We start from the raw sequence: 20,246 nt of genomic DNA on the forward strand, positions 1-20,246 counted from the left end.
GTGGAGCAATAACATGAAGCGCAGTAAAACCATGGAGTTTGGTGTTGGCCTGTTTATGCTTGCGGGCATTCTGGGGCTTGTTTTTTTGGGCTTGCGCGTCAGTGGAATGACACTATCGGCACCTTCTGATACGTTTCGCCTTGAGGCAAATTTTGCCAACATCGGCAGTCTGAAGCCGCGTGCGCGCGTCACTATGGCCGGTGTTACTGTGGGTCGGGTAGAGGCTATTGAGCTTGATACTGAATGGTATGATGCGCGGGTGGTGTTAAGCCTCAATAGCGAGCTTGCAGGCCAGCTTTCGCAAGATACTACCGCGGCAATTTTGACGGCTGGCCTGCTTGGAGAGCAGTACATTGGCCTGAGTGTTGGCGGTGCTCCAGAAGTGCTTGCAGAAGGTGATGTTATTCGAGATACCCAGTCTGCCTTGGTGCTCGAAGAACTTATCCAGCAATTTGTATCCAATATGGTTACTAACTAAAAATAGTTACTAGCTAAATATGGTCACTGGGTGAGCGCTAAGAGTGCTACCAGTTGTCAAGAGGTGATTTTAATGAAAGAAAACAGCGTAATGTTGGCTCGTCGTTTGGTCTTTTTGCTGGCGTTAGCGGTGGCTTTGCTGCCATTTATTGCCCAGGCTCAGTCGAAATCGCCAGAAGCGTTGGTTCGTGAAAACGTCAATGAATTCATGGAGCAGATTAACGGTAGAGAAGATTACTATGCCAATAATCTTAATGAGCTAAAAGCGCTAGTTAACGATAGCCTGAATGATGTGGCAGACTTTCGTTATATTGGCGCGAGCGTGATGGGAAGTTATTTCCGCAATGCCACGCCAGAGCAGCGTAGCCAGTTCGCCGATGTGTTTCGTCAAACTCTGATCGACACCTACACGCGCGGACTTGTGACATTTGATTATGACGAGCTGAGGGTGCTGACCGATCAGCGCGGTCAGCGCTACGATGATCAAGCCAGCGTTGATATGGAAGTTGTTGCCAATAATGGTCAAATTTACCCTGTTAGCTACAGCTTGCGGCTGTCGAATGGTGAATGGAAAGTAGTCAATGTCATTGTTAATGGGATCAATTTAGGGCTAACGTTCCGCAATCAATTTGACCAGTCAATGCGCGAACATAACCGTGACTATGATGCGGTAATTCGTAGCTGGTCACCTGAAATTGGCGTCGACGAACTTGAACAAGGTGGCAATGCATGACGACGCTGTTATCTACGCCCCATGTTTCGCTGACTGCCCAGTCTTGCACGTTGGGGGTTCAAGGTGATCTTAATGTTAATGCAGCGGCCGAAGTGGCCGCTGCAGGCGTTAAATGGCTTGAGAGTGCTCATTTAACCGAGGTCGCCCTGAATTTCGCTGAAGTTTCTAAAGCCAGCAGTGCGGCCATTAGCGTGTTATTTGAATGGCTGCGTGCTTGTCACTCGCTGGGAATTGTCGTTACATCGATTGCATTGTCTACGCCACTAGAGCGTTTGACCTCGCTTGCCGAGCTTGATGCGCTGATAGACTCGCCCAACGCTGAAGCGTGAGTGGCCGTCCGGCATCGCCAAGCGTGCCGCTTTTCTTTATCATGTTTTTTATTTTTCGCTATTTCAGCGTCCCCTCTATTTTAATGCCCCCATTCAATGACCCCAAAGGAGTTTCCTGTCTTATGCAACCCAACGAGGTAAAAGCACTGCTTGAGTCCCGCATCGATGGATGTAATTTCCATATCCAGGGTGAAGGCTGTAACTTTCAGGTGATCGCAGTTGGCGAAGCTTTCGAAGGTCTTTCTCCTGTAAAGCGTCAGCAGTTAGTTTACGCGGCGCTAAGTGATGAAATTGCGTCCGGCGCGCTTCACGCCATTAGTATCAAAACGTTTACTCCGGGGCAGTGGCAAACTGCACCGGAAAACGTTTAGTTGCGGCCACTCTATGGATAAATTAATCATAACCGGCAATGGGTCGGTAGATGGCGAAGTGTGGGTGAGCGGTGCTAAGAATGCGGCGTTGCCGATTTTGTGCGCAAGTCTTTTGGCAGATGGCCCGGTAATTATTGGTAACTTGCCTCACTTGCAAGATATCACTACTACGCTGGAGCTGCTGGGGAGAATGGGCGTTGAACCTGTGATGGGAGAGAGGCTCAGTATTCAGCTTGATGGCTCCCAGGTAACGCAGTGCCACGCCCCTTATGAGCTAGTTAAGAAGATGCGTGCCTCCATTCTAGTGCTAGGCCCGTTGTTAGCGCATTTTGGCAAGGCAGATGTTTCCTTGCCAGGCGGGTGCGCAATTGGTTCGCGTCCGGTGGACTTGCATATTCGTGGTCTCGAGGCGATGGGTGCAGAAATTCGCGTTGAAGCCGGTTATATTCGTGCCCGAGTCGATGGACGCCTGAAAGGAGCGACCATATTTTTTGATACTGTCACGGTAACGGGTACTGAAAATCTGTTGATGGCGGCGACCCTTGCAGAGGGTACCACTATTCTTGAGAATGCTGCGCGTGAGCCTGAAATCGTTGATCTCGCCGAGTGTTTGATCAAGATGGGGGCCAAGATTCGTGGTCATGGCACTGACACCATCGTAATTGAGGGCGTTGCATCGCTTCACGGTTGTGAGCACGATGTCATGCCTGATCGTATTGAAACCGGCACTTTTCTGGTGGCGGCGGCTATGACGGGTGGCCGCGTGAAAGTTAAGCGTACCCGTGCTGATATTTTGGAAGCGGTTCTCGCTAAGCTTGAGGAAGCGGGTGCTGAGATTACTAGCGGCGATGATTGGATCGCGTTGGATATGCATGGCAAGCGGCCAAAAGCGGTTAATATTCGCACCGCCCCTTATCCTGCCTTTCCTACAGATATGCAGGCACAGTTTGTGGCGATGAATGCTGTCGCTGTGGGCCATTCCCGGGTAGTGGAAACCATCTTTGAAAACCGTTTTATGCACGTGCAAGAGCTAAACCGGATGGGTGCGAATATTGCGCTTGAAGGTAATACTGCTCTGATTGAAGGGGTAGAAAAACTCTCAGGTGCACCGGTAATGGCGACCGACCTTCGTGCGTCAGCATCATTGGTGATCGCGGCAATGATGGCCGAAGGTGAAACACTTGTAGATCGTATCTACCATATCGATCGTGGTTATGAGTGCATAGAGGAAAAATTACAGCTGCTGGGTGCGCGCATTCGCCGTATTCCCGGCTAAGCCATGTTATTAACCATTGGCCTAAAAAATGAGTAAGCAACTGATTTTAGCCCTTTCAAAAGGGCGTATTTTGGACGAAACACTGCCATTATTGGCAGATGCGGGAATTACTCCGGTAGAAGATTTGAGTAAGAGTCGTAAGCTGTTGTTTGATACCAATTTGCCAGACGTGAAGCTGGTTATCATACGGGCAACCGATGTGCCGACTTATGTGCAGTTGGGTGCTGCAGATGTGGGGATTGCCGGTAAGGATGTGCTGCTTGAGCATGGCGCCGAGGGGCTATACGAGCCGCTAGACTTAGATATCGCTCGTTGCAAGCTAATGACAGCCGGCGTCACAGGCCAGTCGCCTGCCAAAGCACGCCGCCGCGTAGCCACTAAGTTCGTCAATGTGGCAAGGCGTTACTACGCAGAGCAGGGCATTCAAGCCGAAGTGATTAAACTATATGGGGCGATGGAGCTTGCGCCCCTCATGAATTTGGCCGATGAAATTGTTGATATTGTAGATACTGGCAACACGTTGCGTGCCAATGGAATGGAACCTCGTGAGCTCATTGCTTATATCAGCACCCGTCTAGTGGTTAATAAAGCGGCCATGACCATGAAACATGACCGAATTAAGCCATTGTTAGCCCGTTTGGAAAGTGCGGTTAAAAAGCGCCAGACTCAGCCTATTGAATGACGCGAGGTTTACCATGAGCGATAAGTTCGCAGCCACCATTGCCCGTCTCTCGACTGTTGATGGGACATTTCATCAGCATTTAGATGCGCTGCTGGATTGGGAAGGAGTGTCTGATAAGGCAGTGCAGGCTCGTGTTGAAGAGATATTAGCAGACGTTAAGCAGCGAGGTGATAGTGCTGTGGTCGAGGCGACAAATCGCTTTGATCGGCTGTCAGTCGAAAGTATGGAGCAGCTACGTTTAACCCCGGAGCAGCTGAAAAAGGCCTTTGACGGTCTATCTACTGAGCAACGGGATGCGCTGTCGGCCGCCGCTGAGCGCATAAAGCGTTATCATGAGCGGCAGAAGCCAAGCTCGTGGCAATACGAAGAGGCTGATGGAACGGTGCTTGGTCAAAAGGTAACGCCCTTGGATCGAGCTGGTATTTATGTACCGGGCGGAAAAGCGTCTTATCCGTCATCAGTATTGATGAACGCGATCCCGGCGCATGTTGCTGGCGTGCGCGAAATTGTGATGGTGGTGCCGACCCCGGATGGTGTGCTGAATGACCTTGTGTTGGCGGCTGCCCATCTTGCGGGCGTCGATTATGTGTTCACGATTGGTGGAGCCCAGGCGGTTGCGGCGCTTGCCTATGGTACTGAGAGTGTTCCGCGGGTAGATAAAATCGTCGGGCCCGGAAATATCTACGTGGCGACTGCTAAGCGCGCCGTGTTTGGTCAGGTCGGTATTGATATGATTGCAGGTCCTTCTGAAATCATGGTGGTATCCGATGGTCAAACAGATCCGGATTGGTTGGCAATGGATTTGTTTTCCCAGGCTGAGCACGACGAGGATGCCCAAGCGATTTTGGTTAGTTGGAACGCTGCCCACTTAGATGACGTAGAGGCTTCAATTGAGCGGTTACTGCCGACACTTGAGCGGGAAAATATTGCACGTGCTTCGCTGCAGCGTCGTGGAGCGTTAGTTTTATGCCAAGATCAAGCTGAAGCGATAGCGTTGATTAACCGCATTGCGCCCGAACATCTCGAACTTTCTGTCGATACACCTAGCGGTTGGCTTGAAGATATACGTCACGCTGGAGCTATCTTTATGGGACGGCATACGTCTGAAGCGCTGGGTGACTATTGTGCGGGGCCGAATCACGTGCTGCCCACGTCTGGAACGGCCCGTTTTTCGTCGCCACTGGGGGTTTATGATTTTCAGAAACGCTCATCCATTATCCACTGCTCACCTGAGGGTGCGTCTGAACTTGGCAAAATTGCGTCGGTACTTGCTCGCGGCGAATCGCTAACTGCTCATGCGCGTTCAGCTGAATATCGTATTAACAACTAAGCATTGTTTGCATAGGCATCAATAACCATCAGGGCGACTTATGAGTCGCCTTGATGTTCTCCAGAGGTAGCATTGGTTGGCACAGGCCGTTCGCCTACCTTGAGCGTCATATCCATACGCTCACCGCTCCGGACAATTGTCAGCGGTAGCTCTGTGCCGGGTGGTATGGAAGCAATCGCACTCATTGTGGCTCGAGCATCCAAGATTACTTGACCGTCAATCGACAGTAGGACATCACCGGGCTGAAGACCTGCTTTGGCGGCAGGCCCATCTTTTACGACGCCAGCGACGATCACGCCTTGAGGTGTTCTTAATCCGAACGATGCAGCTAGCTCGCGGGAAAGAGCCTGTGCTTCTATGCCTAACCAGCCGCGTATAACGCGACCGCGAGTAACAAGCTCATTCAAAATGCTGTGGGCAAGGTTGGCTGGAATCGCAAATCCAATCCCTTGTGAGCCTCCTGAGCGTGAAAAAATAGCTGTATTAATGCCCACTAAAGCGCCATCAGGATTAACTAATGCACCTCCAGAATTACCCGGGTTTATCGCGGCATCTGTCTGGATAAAGTCTTCATAGGCATTTAAGCCCAAGTGGCTACGTCCCGTCGCGCTGATAATACCCATGGTAACTGTTTGCCCAACACCGAAAGGGTTGCCTATAGCGAGTGCTACATCGCCCACGGCTACCTGTTCAGAATCAGCCAGCTCTATCGCTGGCAAATCATCAAGGGTAATGCGTAAAACGGCAAGGTCGCTCTCCGGATCAGTGCCAATTACCTCTGCAAGGGTTTCTCGCCCGTCTCGAAGTGCCACCTGTATTTGGTCGGCGCCGTTAATGACATGGTGATTGGTCAATACGTAGCCGTCATGGCTGACAATAACGCCAGAGCCCAAGCTCGACAGCATTCGCTGATGAGTGGTGGCATCGTCGCCGCTGAAGAACTGTTGAAAAAAAGGATCGGACATTAATGGGTGTTGATCCCGCTCAACAATGCGCGACGAGTAAATGTTAACGACAGCTGGTGCCGCTAGATTAACGGCATTGGAGTAGCTGGCAGGCCCCTGATTACGATTGAGCGGTTCTGCATGACGGATTTCTGGCGCTGGTCGACTTGCTAACGGTTCGCCGCTGGTTGGTACAAGCGAAGAGGGAGATTCGGCGGTTGCGGGAGGCGTTTGCCTAAACGGGTTAGGCAAATACTCTGGGAAGGCAAGTAGTACCAGGGCAGCAAGAAGTAGTCCGGTGATAATCGGCCATACATAAGGCAGCACAGAGCGGTGCATGCGAAGTTTCCTCAGCGGGTGGTCGTCTAAATAGTCGCGAGGTTCGCGATAACGCGAAGCGAGATTTACAATGGTTCTATCGTAACACTTTATTGAGACGTTCCTCACGATAGCCTGTTAATCGATTAAGGAGTCAGAGTGATCCATCGCGACCAGTTAGTAGCCGCTTGTGACCATCAATTGCGCTCATCGCAATTTAAAGATTTTACCGTTAACGGCCTTCAGGTAGAGGGAGGCGATACGGTAAAGCGGGTGATGTCAGGCGTAACGGCATGTCAGGCGTTATTGGAGGAAGCGGTTGCTTGGCAAGCGGACATGGTATTAGTACATCATGGTTATTTCTGGAAAAATGAACCGGTAGCCATTACTGGCATGAAGCAGAGGCGAATTAAAACTCTGCTTAACAACGAAATAAGCTTACTAGCTTATCATTTGCCATTAGATGCCCATGCAGAGTTTGGCAATAATGCTGAGCTTGCCAAGCGTCTGGGCTGGAAGGTCGAGGGTTGTATAGATGGTGAGCTTGGCGAGGGTTTGTTGTGGTCTGGCCGACTGCCTGAGCCGCTAAGCATAGGCGAGCTGGGGGCTCATTTGGGCGCAGTGTTGCACCGAGCGCCTTTAGTGGTCGAGGCGCCAATAGATGGCCCAATAGAGCGGATAGCGTGGTGTAGCGGCGGTGCTCAGGACATGATCGCAGCGGCTTATAACGCTGGGGCGCAAGTTTTCGTGTCTGGGGAAATTTCAGAGCGCACTACGCATTTGGCTAGAGAGATGGGTATTCACTATATCGCGGCGGGGCATCATGCAACTGAGCGCTTTGGCGTTCAGGCGCTGGGTGAATGGTTAGCGAGCGAGTATGGTATCGAACATCGATTCGTCGATATTGATAATCCAGCTTAATACTGACTTGCGTAAAGCATCCGCATTAATTTGTCGTGCGGATGCGACAGAGACATTGGTCCTGTTATTTATCAATAACGAGGTGGTTGTGGTGTGGATGCGTCATGTTCTTTCGCACTGCCTTTTAATCCAAAGTCCTCAGACAGTGTTCCGCTTTTGCCATCAGCATAATCACGCGGGGTGTTAACATCGTCTTCGCTTTCGGTGCTAGGCAAGGGGGCATCCGCGGCGGGTGTTATGGAGGTTTCCAGTTTCCATTCAGCCGCTTCGCTCTCTATTTGTTGCTCTAGCTGATCAGCTTCTTTTCTAAGAGTAATTAAGTGCTGCTGGATGCCAGAGAGGTGGCTTCCCATACCTTTCTTAAGCTCGGCAATTTGATGTTCACGCTCAAGCAATGCTTGCTTTAATGTGGCGTGATCACGCTGATTTTTGCTGAACAAGCGATAGCACGCCAAGCCGACAGCAAATCCAATAACGAGACCAATAATCGCAAAAGTGAGTGGTGAGCTTGCTTCCACAGTATTCTCCCTAGGGGTGATGCACGCCACCAAACGTATGGCGAAATTTAACAAACAGCTTAACAAAGCTCGACCATTATAGGCGTGTATCTGTTGGTTGGGTCAATTCGCTCATGCGCTCAGTTACTATGCAGCGTATAATATTTCTCTTTTATCTGAGCAGGCTGCGTTCTGACAGTCTCACAGTTTTGTTCAGGAAGCGCGCTGCTGGAGCGAGTTAATGTCATCATTATCTGCACGTGAAGACCGTGAGCAGGCGAGCCGATTAACGCCATTTGCACGGTATCAAGAAGACTTAAAGCGTGACGATTTTCAGTACGATCCTGCTCAAGAACAGGCAGTTAAGCATCTTCAGCATCTTTATGATGAATTGTTGGCTACGCCTGCTAATGCACCAAAAGCCGTTGTTGCGAGCAAAGGGTTAAAAGCAAAAGTTGCCGGGCTACTGGGTAAAAAGACCAGCGCTGTTGGACCAGCAATGCCTGAAGTAAAGGGACTTTATTTTTGGGGAGGCGTGGGGCGTGGCAAAACGTATCTGGTCGATACCTTTTACGAGGCTTTGCCGTTCCCCGAAAAGATGCGCACGCACTTTCACCGGTTTATGCAGCGTGTTCACAACGAGTTGACGCATTACAAGGGTGAAAAGAACCCTCTGACACTGATCGCTGGCAAGTTTGCTGCTGAAGCACGCGTCATCTGCTTTGATGAATTCTTCGTCAAAGATATTACTGATGCGATGATCTTGGCAAATTTACTAGAGGCGCTGTTTGAGCGCGGTGTGGTGTTAGTTGCAACCTCAAATATAGTGCCTGATGACCTTTATAAAGATGGGTTGCAGCGCGCACGATTTGTTCCTGCTATTGAGCTAGTGAATCGTCATTGTGAGGTCGTCAACGTGGATTCCGGCATTGACTATCGTTTGCGTGCTTTGGAGCGGGCCGAAATATTTCACGCGCCACTTGATGAAGCGGCAGAGCAAGAACTAAACAGAAGCTTTAGAGAAATAGCGGGTCATAAGGGCGAGGAGAGTGCGCCCCTTGAGATCAATCATCGCGTTTTAAAGACACGCCGTCTTCACGACGATGTAGCATGGTTTGAATTCGCTGAATTATGTGATGGGCCGCGCAGCCAAAATGATTACATCGAGCTCGCCAGGGAATTCCATACGGTTTTGGTATCTAACGTTATCCAGATGAGTGGCAAAACAGATGACCAGGCTCGGCGTTTTATTAACATGGTTGATGAGTTTTATGATCGCGGGGTTAAGCTGTTGATGTCGGCGGAAGTACCGGTTGAAGCGCTCTACGGCGATGGGAAGCTAACATTTGAATTTCAGAGGACGCTGTCGCGTCTGCAAGAAATGCAGTCTAAAGAATATTTAGCGTTACCTCATAAGCCATAACGCCGAATATGTAATGGCTGGGTTATGAGCATGGCGTCGGAAATACGGTATTGATAAAACGGTACTAATAAAAAAGATGGTCGGCTCTTAACTTGCTGCTGCGCTTACTGTAGAATGCTGCTTCGCTGCATGTTGCTGGGTTTTCTCTGGCAACCAAAAAAAATAGGGATGGTGCTTCACCGCTTGTTTTGCGATGTAAGCTACCCAATACACTTAATCTGGTGATTTTATCCATGAAGACGTTCAGTGCTAAGCCGCAGTCCGTCCAGCGCGACTGGTATGTAGTCGATGCTACGGACAAAACGCTCGGTCGTCTGTCAACCGAGATTGCTCGCCGCCTGCGTGGCAAGCATAAACCCGAATTTACTCCTCACGTTGATACTGGCGACTATATTGTTGTTATCAACGCTGAAAAAGTCCATGTAACCGGTAACAAGGCGAAGGCAAAAACCTATTACCGCCACACTGGTTACCCGGGCGGTTTGCGCTCTATGACATTCGACAAAATGCTTGATCATGCCCCTGAGCGCATTATCGAGTCTGCCGTTAAAGGCATGTTGCCGAAAGGTCCTTTGGGTCGCGCCATGTACTCCAAGTTAAAAGTGTACGCCGGTGCCGAGCATCCGCATGCTGCCCAACAGCCGCTTGAACTGAACATCTGAGGAAATCTTCGCCATGACACAGCAGTATTACGGTACCGGGCGCCGCAAGACTTCCACCGCTCGCGTGTTTATGAAGCCGGGCTCTGGCAAAATTACTGTCAATAACCAAGACCTTGACCTGTATTTCGGTCGCGTCACTGGTCGCATGGTTGTTCGTCAGCCGCTTGAATTGACTGAAACGCTGAATCAATTTGACATTTTTGTAACAGTTGCTGGTGGTGGTGGCTCCTCTCAAGCAGGTGCTATTCGTCACGGTATTACTCGTGCTCTAATGAACTACAATGAAGATCTACGCCCATCACTGCGTGCCGCTGGTTATGTAACCCGCGATGCCCGTCAGGTCGAGCGTAAGAAAGTCGGTCTGCGTAAAGCACGTCGTCGTCCGCAGTTCTCCAAGCGTTAATTTCGAGCTATGCGGCAAAAGCGCTCAGGTCAACGGCCTGGGCGTTTTTTATTGGAATATCAAAAAATTATAACGCTTATACCACCATGGTCACGGGCGGTAGTTCTTGTGCAGAGCGCTTTGTTTTTTTAACATAGAACGTATTTGATATTCGTCGTCGCAAGACGCCTTTGCGGCGGAACGGGTAAGCTGATGGGAGAAACCAGAAATGGCAGATAACGGCGTAAACAAAGGTCGGCGCCGTTTCCTCGTAGGCGCCACCTCCGTTGTAGGGGCGGTGGGCGCTGTCGGGGTTGCGGTCCCCTTTGTGGCTTCTTGGCAGCCTAGTGCCAAGGCAAAAGCGGCAGGCGCGCCTGTTCAAGCTGATATATCGAAGCTTGAGCCTGGTCAGCGTATGACTGTCGAGTGGCGTGGTCGTCCGGTGTGGATTATTAATCGTACGCCTGAAATGATAGAGCGTACTGAGGCTCTGGGTGCCGATAGTTTGTCGGATCCTAATTCGGAAGTGCCTCAGCAACCAGCCTATATTCAAGGTGGTCTACGCTCTATTAAGCCAGAGATAGGGGTGTTGATTGGGATCTGTACGCACTTGGGCTGTTCGCCATTGTTTCGGCCTGAGCCAAATGCCGAAGGAGTAGGGGTGGATAACTGGCCGGGTGGTTTCTTTTGTCCATGCCATGGTTCCCGCTTTGACTTAGCTGGCCGCGTGTACAGTAATGTCCCTGCGCCAACTAACCTTGAAGTGCCGCCCTACCGTTTCGAAAGCGATGACATCATCGTGGTAGGCGAAGATCAGGAGGCTGTATAATGGGTAATCCAGATAAGGCCAAGGCAGAAAGCGGGATCATGCGTTGGGTGGATGATCGTTTTCCTGCCACGCAGATGATGCAAGATCATCTGACAAAATACTACGCTCCGAAGAACTTCAACTTCTTTTACCTTTTTGGTGTTTTGGCATTGTTGATGCTAATTAACCAAATTCTGACCGGTGTGTGGCTCACAATGAGCTATAACCCGTCAGCTGAAGGTGCTTTTGCCTCCGTTGAGTACATCATGCGCGATGTGGAATGGGGCTGGCTGATTCGTTATATGCATACCACGGGGGCATCTGCCTTCTTTTTGGTGATTTACCTGCATATGTTCCGCGGCTTGATGTACGGCTCCTATAAAGCCCCGCGCGAGCTGGTGTGGATCTTTGGTATGACCATTTATCTGATGCTTATGGCAGAAGCCTTTATGGGTTACCTACTGCCATGGGGGCAGATGTCTTACTGGGGTGCTCAGGTAATTATTTCGCTGTTCTCAGCTATTCCTGGTATCGGTCCTGACCTGGCTCAGTGGGTGCGTGGTGACTTCCTGATCTCTGGTATTACACTGAATCGTTTCTTTGCGCTTCATGTTGTCGCATTGCCCATTGTTATCTTAGCGTTAGTGGTTCTGCACATTATTGCGTTACACGAAGTAGGTTCGAATAACCCAGACGGCATCGATATCAAGCAAAAGAAAGATGAGACTGGTAAGCCGCTAGATGGTATCGCTTTCCATCCTTATTACACTGTGAAAGATCTGGTGGGTATTGCGATTTTCCTGTTCGTTTTCTGTGTGGTGGTCTTTTACTTCCCTGAGGGAGGTGGTTACTTCATTGAGAAACCGAACTTTGAACCAGCTAACCCATTGGTTACGCCTAACCACATTGCGCCGGTTTGGTACTTCACGCCTTTCTACGCGATTCTGCGAGCCATTACTTTTTCGTTATTTGGCTTAGATGCTAAGTTCCTTGGGGTCCTCTTCATGGGCGGAGCCATCGCGGTTCTTTTCGTCTTACCGTGGCTGGATCGTAGCCCGGTGCGTTCGATGCGCTACAAAGGCTGGATGTCCAAAGTGATGTTGCTGCTGTTCTGCATCAGCTTTGTGATCCTTGGTATTTTGGGCGTGCTGCCATCGACTGAGGGTCGCACTATTTTAGCGCAAGTATGTACAGTCATTTACTTCGCCTTCTTCGTGCTGATGCCGTTTTATACCAAGCTGGAGAAGACTAAACCCGTTCCGGAAAGGGTGACTGGCTAATGAAAAAACAACTGATTGCACTTCTGTTTGCGCTATTGCCGGTAACGGCACTAGCTGCTGGTGGCGCGAGTGTGCCCCATAGTATGGATCCTGATCTTCGAGATCAGGCGTCTTTGCAAAATGGTATGAAGCTTTTCGTTAACTATTGTATGGGTTGTCACTCGCTTGAACACCAGCGTTTTGCCCGCGCAGCAGAGGACTTGGGTATTCCGCAGGACTTGGTCGAGGAGAACTTGATTTTCTCCTCCGATCTAGCGTTTAACGATCAAATGCACATTGCAATGGATAGTGGCGATGCAGAAACTTGGTTCGGTGCCGCGCCGCCTGACCTTACGCTGATTGATCGTTTGCGTGGCTCGGACTACATCTATTCCTACCTGCTGACTTTCTATCGCGACCCTACCCAGCCGCTGGGTGTTAACAACATGGTGCTCGAAGCTTCAGCGATGCCAAACGTGTTGGAGCCGCTGCAAGGTGTTCAGGAGATGGTCTGTTCAGAAACAGATCAGCCGGTAGCAGGCCAGTCGCCGGACCCTCTGTCGGGTAAATACCAGTCTTGCGATGTATTGAAAGTGACGCAGGCGGGCGCCATGGAACCCGCTGAATTTGAGGAAGCGATTTATGATTTGACTAACTTCCTTGCCTACGTAGGTGAGCCGTCTAAGCTTCATGCTCAGACATTGGCTCCTAAAGTGCTTATTTTCATCTTTATTTTTGGTGTGATTGCCTACTTGCTTAAGCGTGAGTACTGGCGAGACGTTCACTAACAATTAAGTGATCACAGGCATGTCGGGCGCACGGCGTAAGCCGTGCGCCTTTTGTTTATATAGTCAGTCGTAATGCAAAGCGGGTTACCTTCCCATAAGCTAGCGCTGGCGTGTTATTATCAAAGATTGTTTTGATGCGAGGATGCTTTCATGGGTGTTGTGGCCAAGCGGTCGTCGATGATCTTTTATTCTGGTAGTGATGATCATTTTAGTCATCGTGTGCGCATTGTTCTGGCTGAAAAGGGGGTGGCAGTTGATATTGTTGACGTCAACGATGAGCGTCCGCCTGAAGAATTAGCAGACCTCAACCCGTACAACAGCGTGCCTACGCTGCTGGATCGTGACTTAGTGCTTTATGAATCTAAAGTCATGATGGAATATTTGGATGAGCGTTTCCCTCATCCGCCTTTGTTGCCTGTATACCCGGTAGCACGGGCGCAAAGCCGTTTGTGGATGCATCGCATTGAGCGCGAGTGGTGCCCGATGCTGGAGCAAATACGTACTAGTGGTAAAAAAGAAGCGGAAAAGGCGCGTAAAGAACTGCGCGAAAGCCTTATTGGAATTTCGCCTATCTTTGAAGACATGCCTTACTTCATGAGTGAAGAGTTCACGCTTGTAGACTGCTGTCTAGCGCCGATTTTGTGGCGTTTGCCGGAGCTGAATATTGAATTGCCTGAGAAGCAGGTGAAACCTTTGCTGGGCTATATGTCGCGGGTATTCGAACGCGAAGCGTTTAAGGCATCTTTAAACGAGCGTGAAAAAGAGATGCGCGCTTGAATTCATGTTGCCTCTTTTCCTTGACTAGGTAAGGGGCATATTTGTCAGGAGGAGGGAGTCTTATGAAATCGAGCCGTCCCTATCTCGCCCGAGCTCTCTATGAGTGGTTGTTGGATAATGAATTAACGCCATACGTGGTGGTGGATGCTACCCAACCTGGCGTGGAGGTGCCGCGTCAGTTTGTTCAAAATGGACAAATTGTGCTGAATGTAGCGCCAACCGCTGTACGTGATTTGTTTATGGAAAACCAGGCAATGGGTTTTAGCGCTCGTTTTGGAGGTCAGCCTATGCAGGTAATGATTCCAACATCTGCGCTTATCGCGATTTACGCTCGTGAAAATGGTGCTGGTATGGTGTTTGGGCATGAGCCAGAGCTGGATGCTGCAGAGTTTGATGATGCGGAATTGGAAGAGGATTTTGCAGACTCCTTTGATGAATCTTCCAAGCCCGAGTTGACGGTGACAGAGTCGGTTCCTGAGAAAGAAGGGGATATCTCTGCCCGGGCGTCTAAAAAGACTAAGAAAAAGCCGACGTTACGTGTGGTCAAGTAGGATGTTGGTTTGACTGCGTTATCTAGCTGTATTTATAACGACGGTTTTTCTTAGAAAAACCGTTGGCAAATAAAAAAACCTCGTTTCAGATATTACTGAGACGAGGTTTTTTTGTGAATTGACGCGTTAATCAATCCATATAGTCAAAGACTTTAACGATTCGCTGAATGCCGCCAACTGACGATACCGCATTAGCAATTCGATCGCCTTCATCGCGTGTCACCCTACCCATCAGATACACATTTGCGTTTTCTGTAGTGATTTTTAGTTTGGATGAATCGATGCGGTCATTGGTGGCGAGTTGGCTCATGACATTAGTGGTAAGCCAAGTGTCATTTAGACGTTGGCTAGTAGGTAAATTTGCAGCAATGCTAAGTTCATTGTGTACTTGGTTGACGCCTCGAAGAGAGCCGGCGACCTCGCCTGCTTTATTACGCAGTTCCTCGCTTGGTACTTGACCCACCAGAAGTAGCGAGCCGTTATAACTATGTGCTCTTATGCGTGCATCTCTTAATCGAGCATCTGAACGATCTAATGCTCGTGAGGCTTCACGCTCAATAGTGGTGTCGATGGCTTCAACATCGCTACTGCGCTGTCCATAATTGGACGGGTTAGATGCCGCGTTATTCGCACATCCGGCGAGTAAAATAACGCTAAGCGCCGCAACGGCAACCAGTTTGTGTGAAGAATAACGCAGGCCCATGGCAATGACTCCCTTTGAAAATGTTGAGTAAATAGGTATTAATCTATCTGCTTAATCGATTCTGTTCAGTTTAATCCGGTCAGTTTAAATTGTTTAGCACTGTCTATTTAGTTTAGTTAGCACTGTCTATTTAGTTAGCGCTGCCAAACAGCTGTTCGTCAATTAAATCACACAAACAGTGGATGACGAGTAGGTGAACTTCTTGAATGCGCGCGGTGGATGTTGCCGGAACGCGGATCTCACAGTCATCTTGGCCAAGCAGTGATGCCATATCGCCACCATCTCGGCCGGTTAGGGCTACTACCGTCATATCTCGATCATGGGCCGCCTGAATGGCTTGAACGATGTTGGCGGAGTTGCCGCTGGTGGAAATGGCTAATAGAACGTCTCCAGGCTGACCTAGCGCTCTGATCTGCTTGGAAAATACCTCATTATAACTGTAGTCGTTTGCAATAGAGGTAAGCGTTGAGGTGTCAGTGGTCAACGCTAATGCGGGCAGGCTAGGGCGTTCACGTTCAAAGCGATTCAATAGCTCTGAGGAAAAGTGCTGACTGTCGCCTGCGCTGCCGCCATTGCCACAGGCAAGAACTTTACCTTCGTTAACCAGGCACTGAACCATCATTTGGCTGGCGACTTCGATAAAAGGCGGCAGTACTTCGCTAGCATACGTTTTCGTGTCTATGCTGGCGTTAAAGTGATTAAGTATTCGTGATTGAAAGTCCATAAGGGCTTCCTAGGTAAAAGTATCAGTATGCGTCAAAGGCCGCTTTTTCCCATTGAAATTCTAGGGCGGGAGGCGTGCCTGTAATTGCTAGAATATCAAAGCGACAGGGACTTGAAACAGCATGCCGAGCGATATAGAGCTTGGCGGCTCGAATTAGGCGATGCCGCTTTTGCGCAGTGACGGTCTCTAAAGGATGGCCGTAGGTTGAAGTGGTACGGTGTTTGACCTCGATAAAGACCAGGGTATCCTGGTCTTTCATCACAAGATCTAGTTCACCACCTTTAACGTGGTGATTGCTAGTAATAAGCGTTAAGCCATGTTGCTGCAACCATCGAGCGGCTAATTGCTCAATGGCAGCACCTCGTGCTCGGGCTGTCTGCGGTGTATTAGACGTCTGTTGATTACTGGTCATCGTTCAGCAGGCCGGGAATCAAAATGGGCGAAGGCACACCATTTTGGAACTTAGCCCACGGTAACTCTCGATAAACCCTGCCATCTGCCGATAGGCGAAGTATTCCAGTGCTTCCATTCATTCCATCAAGGGCAGATAAATCTGAAAGGCGAATGCCAAGTTCGTAGGCATCCACACCCATTGCCATTAAACGGAACATGGAGGCATCTGACCCATTGCGTAGCTCAGTGTAGCTGGAATAAAAGGGTAGCGCCTCTTCACCGCCTACCGCTGCGTCAGGGATTTGCCAGGGAATATCGATAAACATCACACCATTCAGATCTTTATCTAAGCGTGCCTGTAAACGTCCTTCGTGAAGGTGGGAAGTGGCGTAAATAGGCAAGTTAGGGGCGTAGTAGTAATCCATGGTTGGCGGCACCTGGCGCGCATACTCGGGTAGTGCCAACAGGAATAGCGCATCAATGTTGCTAAGACGTGCGCGGTCACCGCTAACATTTAAGGCTGTTTTTACTGCGTTAGCTACGGCGCTACTAGGGTCATAGCGTACGGCGTTTGTGATTTCACCGCCTTGACCTTGCCATTCGTTCCAGAACGCTTCGCCTACACGTCGACCCCAGGCGTTGTCAGGCACCATAATTGACATTTGGCGATGGCCGTCCTGAAAGGCTCTGCGAGCCGCTTGGCGAGCTTCATCTTCAGCGGATAAACCATACTGAAGGAGTTGAGGCGCTTGATTGCTTGCGCTGTTGCCATAGTTCAGGGCCAGCGTAGGTAGCGGTACACTGTTGCGTTGCTCAAGTTGAGTGACTTGTTCTTTATCAATCGGGCCAATCAGAATTTGAGCATTCATTTGCGCTGCACGTTGGTAGACCTCATCAAGTGAATATTGAGACGTATCGATGAAATTAAGCTGTACGTTATCTCCCTTTAAGCCGTGATGACGGCGCATGGCGGTCGCGATCGCGTTAGCCACGCTACTCAGTGGGCCGGATTCTGGTAATGCCACTGCAATGCGGCGTATGTCGACGCCCTCTAACTCGGGTATAGATGCTGTGGCTGGCGGTGTTTGATCCAATGCTTGACGTGCCCACTGTTGGCGTTCAGCAAGCGTTTTTTGTTGATTTGCTTGCATGGGGAGTTCGTCGTCAAGCACTTGAGTCGCGCGAAGGACCGCGCGGGGGTTGTCAAGGCCACGTGCTAGTTCTGAGAAAAGCATTGCCCAGCGCACCCGATCCGATTCTGAAAGCATGCTTTCATTAACCGCATCGGCTGCGTCAAAAGCGCTTTCGCGTTGCCCTTGTCTGGCGAGGATATTTGCCGCTTCCAGTCGCGTTTTGGCTGCTTGCTCTGGCGCTTGCTGCTCTGCTTGATTGAGCAATCGATTAGCATCCTGGTCAGGGACGCGGTCAACCACGCTTGGCGGTTGCATGGCGCACCCTGTGATAAGAAGCGCCATGAAGGCAGTGGCCAGTAATCCACGTATTGACTGTTTCATGTATCCTTCCTTAGTTTCCATTTGCGCTGCCGCCACTCAACGAGCAGATAAATTTACCACTGCACAAGCATAGCGCACCGTCAGTGCAGGCTATTAACAAGTCGGGAGTCACAATGACACACCAACATCCGGGTATATTGTACGTGGTTGCAACACCAATTGGGAATTTGGAAGACTTATCGCCACGCGCTGCTCGGGTATTAGCAGAGGTATCACGTATTGCTGCTGAGGATACACGTCACAGCGGCCGCTTGTTAGCGCATTTAGGCATTAATACGCCGATGCTTTCATTGCATGAACACAACGAGGCGCGGCGAGTCGATACACTGGATAGCTATTTAATGGCGGGGGAAAATATTGCCCTAATTAGTGATGCCGGGACGCCGCTTATATGTGACCCGGGTTTCGTATTGGTGAGAGAGTTGCGATTGCGGGGTAGGCAGATCGTCCCACTTCCGGGGCCTTGTGCACTGGTTAGTGCGCTGTCAGCTGCTGGTTTACCTACAGACAGGTTTACATTTGGTGGTTTTTTGCCATCAAAACCCAGTGCGCGACGGCAAGCGCTTGAGAAATGGCAGGCCCGCGAGGAAACCTTGGTGTTCTATGAGTCGCCACACCGGATTGTGCATACTCTGGAAGCTTTGTGCGAGCAAATGCCTGATAGAGCAGTAGTGTTGGCAAGAGAGCTAACCAAGACATACGAAACCTTTCTGCAAGGTTCTCCCCAGGCATTACTTGAACAATTGTTACAAGATCCTAATCAAAGTCGAGGGGAGTTTGTGGTGATGATCGCTGGGGCGCCACCCGCTGTACAAAGCGATGAGCAATTGATTACTGCCGCCGAGCTGCTTAACGCAATGCTTGCAGAGGGTGTTGGCGTTAAGCAAGGTGCTGCTATTGCTGCAAAAATGTTAGGTGGTCGAAAACAAGAATGGTACGCAAGATTGCAAACATTAAAAGGTGAGTATTGAAAGGAGAGCATTGAGGCGACGGCGGGGCGCTGGTATGCTTGCCGCCGGAGTTGGCCAGACAGTCGCCGCTAACACGCTTGTAAAAGCGGTTGGGGGAGGAAAGTCCGGGCTCCATAGGGCAGAGTGCCAGGTAACGCCTGGGCGGCGTAAGCCGACGGAAAGTGCAGCAGAGAGTAGACCGCCTAAGCCTTTCGAGGCCGGTAAGGGTGAAAGGGTGCGGTAAGAGCGCACCGCGCGCCTGGCAACAGTGCGTGGCATGGTAAACCCCACTCGGAGCAAGACCAAATAGGGACCCAATGGCGTGGCCCGCGCTGGGTCCGGGTAGGTTGCTTGAGCGCTGTGGTGACGCAGCGCCTAGAGGAATGACTGTCCACGACAGAACCCGGCTTATCGGCCGACTCCCCATTTCCATAAAGGTGCTTCGTTAGTACCTTTTTAACATTGTGTGAGATTAACATGCCTTCTCCTGACGCTGACCAGGTTACTTCCCGTTTTCGCCACACCAGCGTTTTATTAGAAGGGGCAGTGGATACACTTGTTCATAATCCCGGTGGTATTTATTTAGACGGCACGTTCGGGCGAGGCGGGCATTCTCGTCTTATTCTTTCCCGTTTGAGCGAACAAGGCCGATTAATGGCCATGGATCGTGACCCTCAAGCAATTGCAGCCGCTGAAGATATCGATGATCCTCGCTTTGATATTACGCAGCGGGAGTTCGCGCGGTTAGCTGAATATGCACAAGAGCAAGAGGTTTACGGAAAGCTTGCAGGCGTATTGCTAGACATCGGCGTTTCTTCTCCACAGTTAGATGATCCAGAGCGTGGCTTTAGCTTCATGCGCAACGGGCCGCTTGATATGCGAATGGATCCAACGCAAGGAGAGAGTGCCGCCGCGTTTTTAGCCCGTGCAAGCGAAACTGATATTGCCTATGTATTTAAAACCTACGGGGAAGAGCGCTACGCAAAGCGCTTAGCGCGCGCCGTTGTTACGCGCCGCGTGGAAAGGCCGTTCACTCATACCGTCGACTTGGCAGACGTATTAAAAACGGCTCATCCTGCCTGGGAAAAAGGTCGTCACCCAGCTACTAAAGCCTTTCAGGGCCTACGCATCTATTTAAATGGTGAGCTTGATCAGCTGGATGCAGCGCTTGAAGGGGCGCTGGAAGCACTTGCGCCAGGCGGCCATCTTGTTGTGATTAGCTTCCACTCTCTTGAAGATCGTCGTGTAAAGCGTTTTATTCGCCACCATGTGCGTGGTGATACGCACTTGCCGCGGGGTGTGCCAATTCGCGATGATCAGCTAAATCGTCGTCTTGAAGCCTTGGGTAAAGGAATGCGCCCAAGCGATGAAGAGGTAGACGCTAACCCCCGGGCGCGCAGTGCCGTTATGCGAGCCGCCCGTAAACGAGTGTGA

At 50.3% G+C, this 20,246-nt stretch carries 24 protein-coding genes and 1 other RNA gene; 19 read left to right on the forward strand and 6 right to left on the reverse strand.

All coding sequences use genetic code 11. From position 1 onward, the window contains the following. Nucleotides 1–13 precede the first annotated feature (13 nt). The 7 genes from mlaD to hisD all read left to right on the forward strand — a co-directional run bounded on the left by mlaD (nt 14) and on the right by hisD (nt 5,198). The gene (gene mlaD, locus ELY33_RS05380) at nt 14–478 is read left to right on the forward strand and encodes an outer membrane lipid asymmetry maintenance protein MlaD (protein ID WP_126945057.1); all 465 of its coding nucleotides are present in this window, start codon (nt 14–16) and stop codon (nt 476–478) included. A 72-nt stretch (nt 479–550) separates the two neighbouring features. Continuing rightward, nucleotides 551–1,210: an MlaC/ttg2D family ABC transporter substrate-binding protein gene (locus tag ELY33_RS05385; protein WP_126945060.1), complete on the forward strand. Its 660-nt coding sequence runs from the start codon at nt 551–553 to the stop codon at nt 1,208–1,210. Next, the gene (locus ELY33_RS05390; RefSeq protein ID WP_126945063.1) at nt 1,207–1,539 is read left to right on the forward strand and encodes an STAS domain-containing protein; all 333 of its coding nucleotides are present in this window, start codon (nt 1,207–1,209) and stop codon (nt 1,537–1,539) included. The genes ELY33_RS05385 and ELY33_RS05390 overlap by 4 nt, the downstream gene beginning before the upstream one ends. 122 nt (nt 1,540–1,661) lie before the next feature. Then, nucleotides 1,662–1,910, forward strand: a complete 249-nt coding sequence (locus ELY33_RS05395; protein WP_126945066.1) for a BolA family protein — start codon at nt 1,662–1,664, stop codon at nt 1,908–1,910. A gap of 13 nt (nt 1,911–1,923) precedes the next feature. Next, nucleotides 1,924–3,186 (forward strand): UDP-N-acetylglucosamine 1-carboxyvinyltransferase, encoded by a 1,263-nt coding sequence (gene murA, locus ELY33_RS05400; RefSeq protein WP_126945069.1) that lies wholly within the window; start codon nt 1,924–1,926, stop codon nt 3,184–3,186. Nucleotides 3,187–3,214: 28 nt separating this feature from the next. Further along, nucleotides 3,215–3,868: an ATP phosphoribosyltransferase gene (hisG, locus tag ELY33_RS05405; RefSeq protein ID WP_126945072.1), complete on the forward strand. Its 654-nt coding sequence runs from the start codon at nt 3,215–3,217 to the stop codon at nt 3,866–3,868. Between the two features lie 13 nt (nt 3,869–3,881). Further along, complete coding sequence (hisD, locus tag ELY33_RS05410; protein WP_126945074.1) at nt 3,882–5,198, forward strand: histidinol dehydrogenase; 1,317 nt, start codon at nt 3,882–3,884, stop codon at nt 5,196–5,198. Between the two features lie 38 nt (nt 5,199–5,236). Here hisD and ELY33_RS05415 read toward each other — a convergent pair whose 3' ends face one another. Then, on the reverse strand, nt 5,237–6,481 hold the full coding sequence (locus tag ELY33_RS05415) for a Do family serine endopeptidase (RefSeq protein ID WP_126945077.1): 1,245 nt from the start codon (nt 6,479–6,481) through the stop codon (nt 5,237–5,239). Nucleotides 6,482–6,619: 138 nt separating this feature from the next. On the opposite strand from ELY33_RS05415, the gene ELY33_RS05420 reads away from it, so the two are divergent. Next, entirely contained in the window at nt 6,620–7,381 is a 762-nt protein-coding gene (locus ELY33_RS05420; RefSeq protein WP_126945080.1) for a Nif3-like dinuclear metal center hexameric protein, read from the forward strand. Nucleotides 7,382–7,452: 71 nt separating this feature from the next. Here ELY33_RS05420 and ELY33_RS05425 read toward each other — a convergent pair whose 3' ends face one another. Beyond that, nucleotides 7,453–7,899 (reverse strand): ZapG family protein, encoded by a 447-nt coding sequence (locus ELY33_RS05425; protein ID WP_126945083.1) that lies wholly within the window; start codon nt 7,897–7,899, stop codon nt 7,453–7,455. A 220-nt stretch (nt 7,900–8,119) separates the two neighbouring features. On the opposite strand from ELY33_RS05425, the gene zapE reads away from it, so the two are divergent. From zapE to ELY33_RS05465, 8 genes are all read left to right on the forward strand, one after another. Further along, nucleotides 8,120–9,301 (forward strand): cell division protein ZapE, encoded by a 1,182-nt coding sequence (gene zapE / locus ELY33_RS05430; protein WP_126945086.1) that lies wholly within the window; start codon nt 8,120–8,122, stop codon nt 9,299–9,301. A gap of 233 nt (nt 9,302–9,534) precedes the next feature. Next, nucleotides 9,535–9,963, forward strand: a complete 429-nt coding sequence (gene rplM / locus ELY33_RS05435) for a 50S ribosomal protein L13 (RefSeq protein ID WP_126945089.1) — start codon at nt 9,535–9,537, stop codon at nt 9,961–9,963. Between the two features lie 13 nt (nt 9,964–9,976). Beyond that, on the forward strand, nt 9,977–10,366 hold the full coding sequence (gene rpsI / locus ELY33_RS05440) for a 30S ribosomal protein S9 (protein WP_022523918.1): 390 nt from the start codon (nt 9,977–9,979) through the stop codon (nt 10,364–10,366). A 208-nt stretch (nt 10,367–10,574) separates the two neighbouring features. Beyond that, on the forward strand, nt 10,575–11,174 hold the full coding sequence (gene petA, locus ELY33_RS05445; protein ID WP_126945092.1) for a ubiquinol-cytochrome c reductase iron-sulfur subunit: 600 nt from the start codon (nt 10,575–10,577) through the stop codon (nt 11,172–11,174). Beyond that, on the forward strand, nt 11,174–12,433 hold the full coding sequence (locus ELY33_RS05450; protein WP_126945095.1) for a cytochrome b: 1,260 nt from the start codon (nt 11,174–11,176) through the stop codon (nt 12,431–12,433). The genes petA and ELY33_RS05450 overlap by 1 nt, the downstream gene beginning before the upstream one ends. Next, a complete protein-coding gene (locus ELY33_RS05455; RefSeq protein ID WP_126945098.1) occupies nt 12,433–13,200 on the forward strand; it encodes a cytochrome c1 in 768 nt (255 codons plus the stop codon). Before ELY33_RS05450 ends, ELY33_RS05455 begins: the two co-directional genes overlap by 1 nt. A 150-nt stretch (nt 13,201–13,350) precedes the next feature. After that, nucleotides 13,351–13,977: a stringent starvation protein SspA gene (gene sspA, locus ELY33_RS05460; RefSeq protein WP_126945101.1), complete on the forward strand. Its 627-nt coding sequence runs from the start codon at nt 13,351–13,353 to the stop codon at nt 13,975–13,977. A gap of 62 nt (nt 13,978–14,039) precedes the next feature. Further along, nucleotides 14,040–14,528, forward strand: coding sequence for a ClpXP protease specificity-enhancing factor (locus ELY33_RS05465; protein WP_126945104.1), 489 nt, complete (start codon nt 14,040–14,042; stop codon nt 14,526–14,528). A 130-nt stretch (nt 14,529–14,658) separates the two neighbouring features. On the opposite strand, the gene ELY33_RS05470 is transcribed toward ELY33_RS05465, so the two are convergent. The 4 genes from ELY33_RS05470 to ELY33_RS05485 form a co-directional block, all read right to left on the reverse strand. Next, nucleotides 14,659–15,231: a BON domain-containing protein gene (locus ELY33_RS05470; RefSeq protein ID WP_126945107.1), complete on the reverse strand. Its 573-nt coding sequence runs from the start codon at nt 15,229–15,231 to the stop codon at nt 14,659–14,661. A 130-nt stretch (nt 15,232–15,361) separates the two neighbouring features. Continuing rightward, nucleotides 15,362–15,955, reverse strand: coding sequence for a phosphoheptose isomerase (locus ELY33_RS05475; protein WP_126945110.1), 594 nt, complete (start codon nt 15,953–15,955; stop codon nt 15,362–15,364). Nucleotides 15,956–15,977: 22 nt separating this feature from the next. Continuing rightward, complete coding sequence (locus ELY33_RS05480) at nt 15,978–16,367, reverse strand: YraN family protein (protein WP_126945113.1); 390 nt, start codon at nt 16,365–16,367, stop codon at nt 15,978–15,980. Continuing rightward, nucleotides 16,357–17,862 carry a penicillin-binding protein activator gene (locus tag ELY33_RS05485; protein ID WP_126945116.1) on the reverse strand — a complete coding sequence of 502 codons (1,506 nt, stop codon included), beginning with the start codon at nt 17,860–17,862 and terminating at the stop codon, nt 16,357–16,359. Before ELY33_RS05485 ends, ELY33_RS05480 begins: the two co-directional genes overlap by 11 nt. 113 nt (nt 17,863–17,975) lie before the next feature. On the opposite strand from ELY33_RS05485, the gene rsmI reads away from it, so the two are divergent. The 3 genes from rsmI to rsmH all read left to right on the forward strand — a co-directional run bounded on the left by rsmI (nt 17,976) and on the right by rsmH (nt 20,246). Next, on the forward strand, nt 17,976–18,833 hold the full coding sequence (gene rsmI / locus ELY33_RS05490) for a 16S rRNA (cytidine(1402)-2'-O)-methyltransferase (RefSeq protein ID WP_126945119.1): 858 nt from the start codon (nt 17,976–17,978) through the stop codon (nt 18,831–18,833). A gap of 46 nt (nt 18,834–18,879) precedes the next feature. Beyond that, nucleotides 18,880–19,239, forward strand: an RNA gene (gene rnpB / locus ELY33_RS05495) — RNase P RNA component class A. Between the two features lie 50 nt (nt 19,240–19,289). After that, the gene (gene rsmH, locus ELY33_RS05500) at nt 19,290–20,246 is read left to right on the forward strand and encodes a 16S rRNA (cytosine(1402)-N(4))-methyltransferase RsmH (protein ID WP_126945122.1); all 957 of its coding nucleotides are present in this window, start codon (nt 19,290–19,292) and stop codon (nt 20,244–20,246) included.

It is taken from the genome of Vreelandella andesensis, from assembly GCF_003989795.1.
In the GTDB taxonomy this organism is placed as follows: Bacteria; Pseudomonadota; Gammaproteobacteria; order Pseudomonadales; family Halomonadaceae; genus Vreelandella; species Vreelandella andesensis.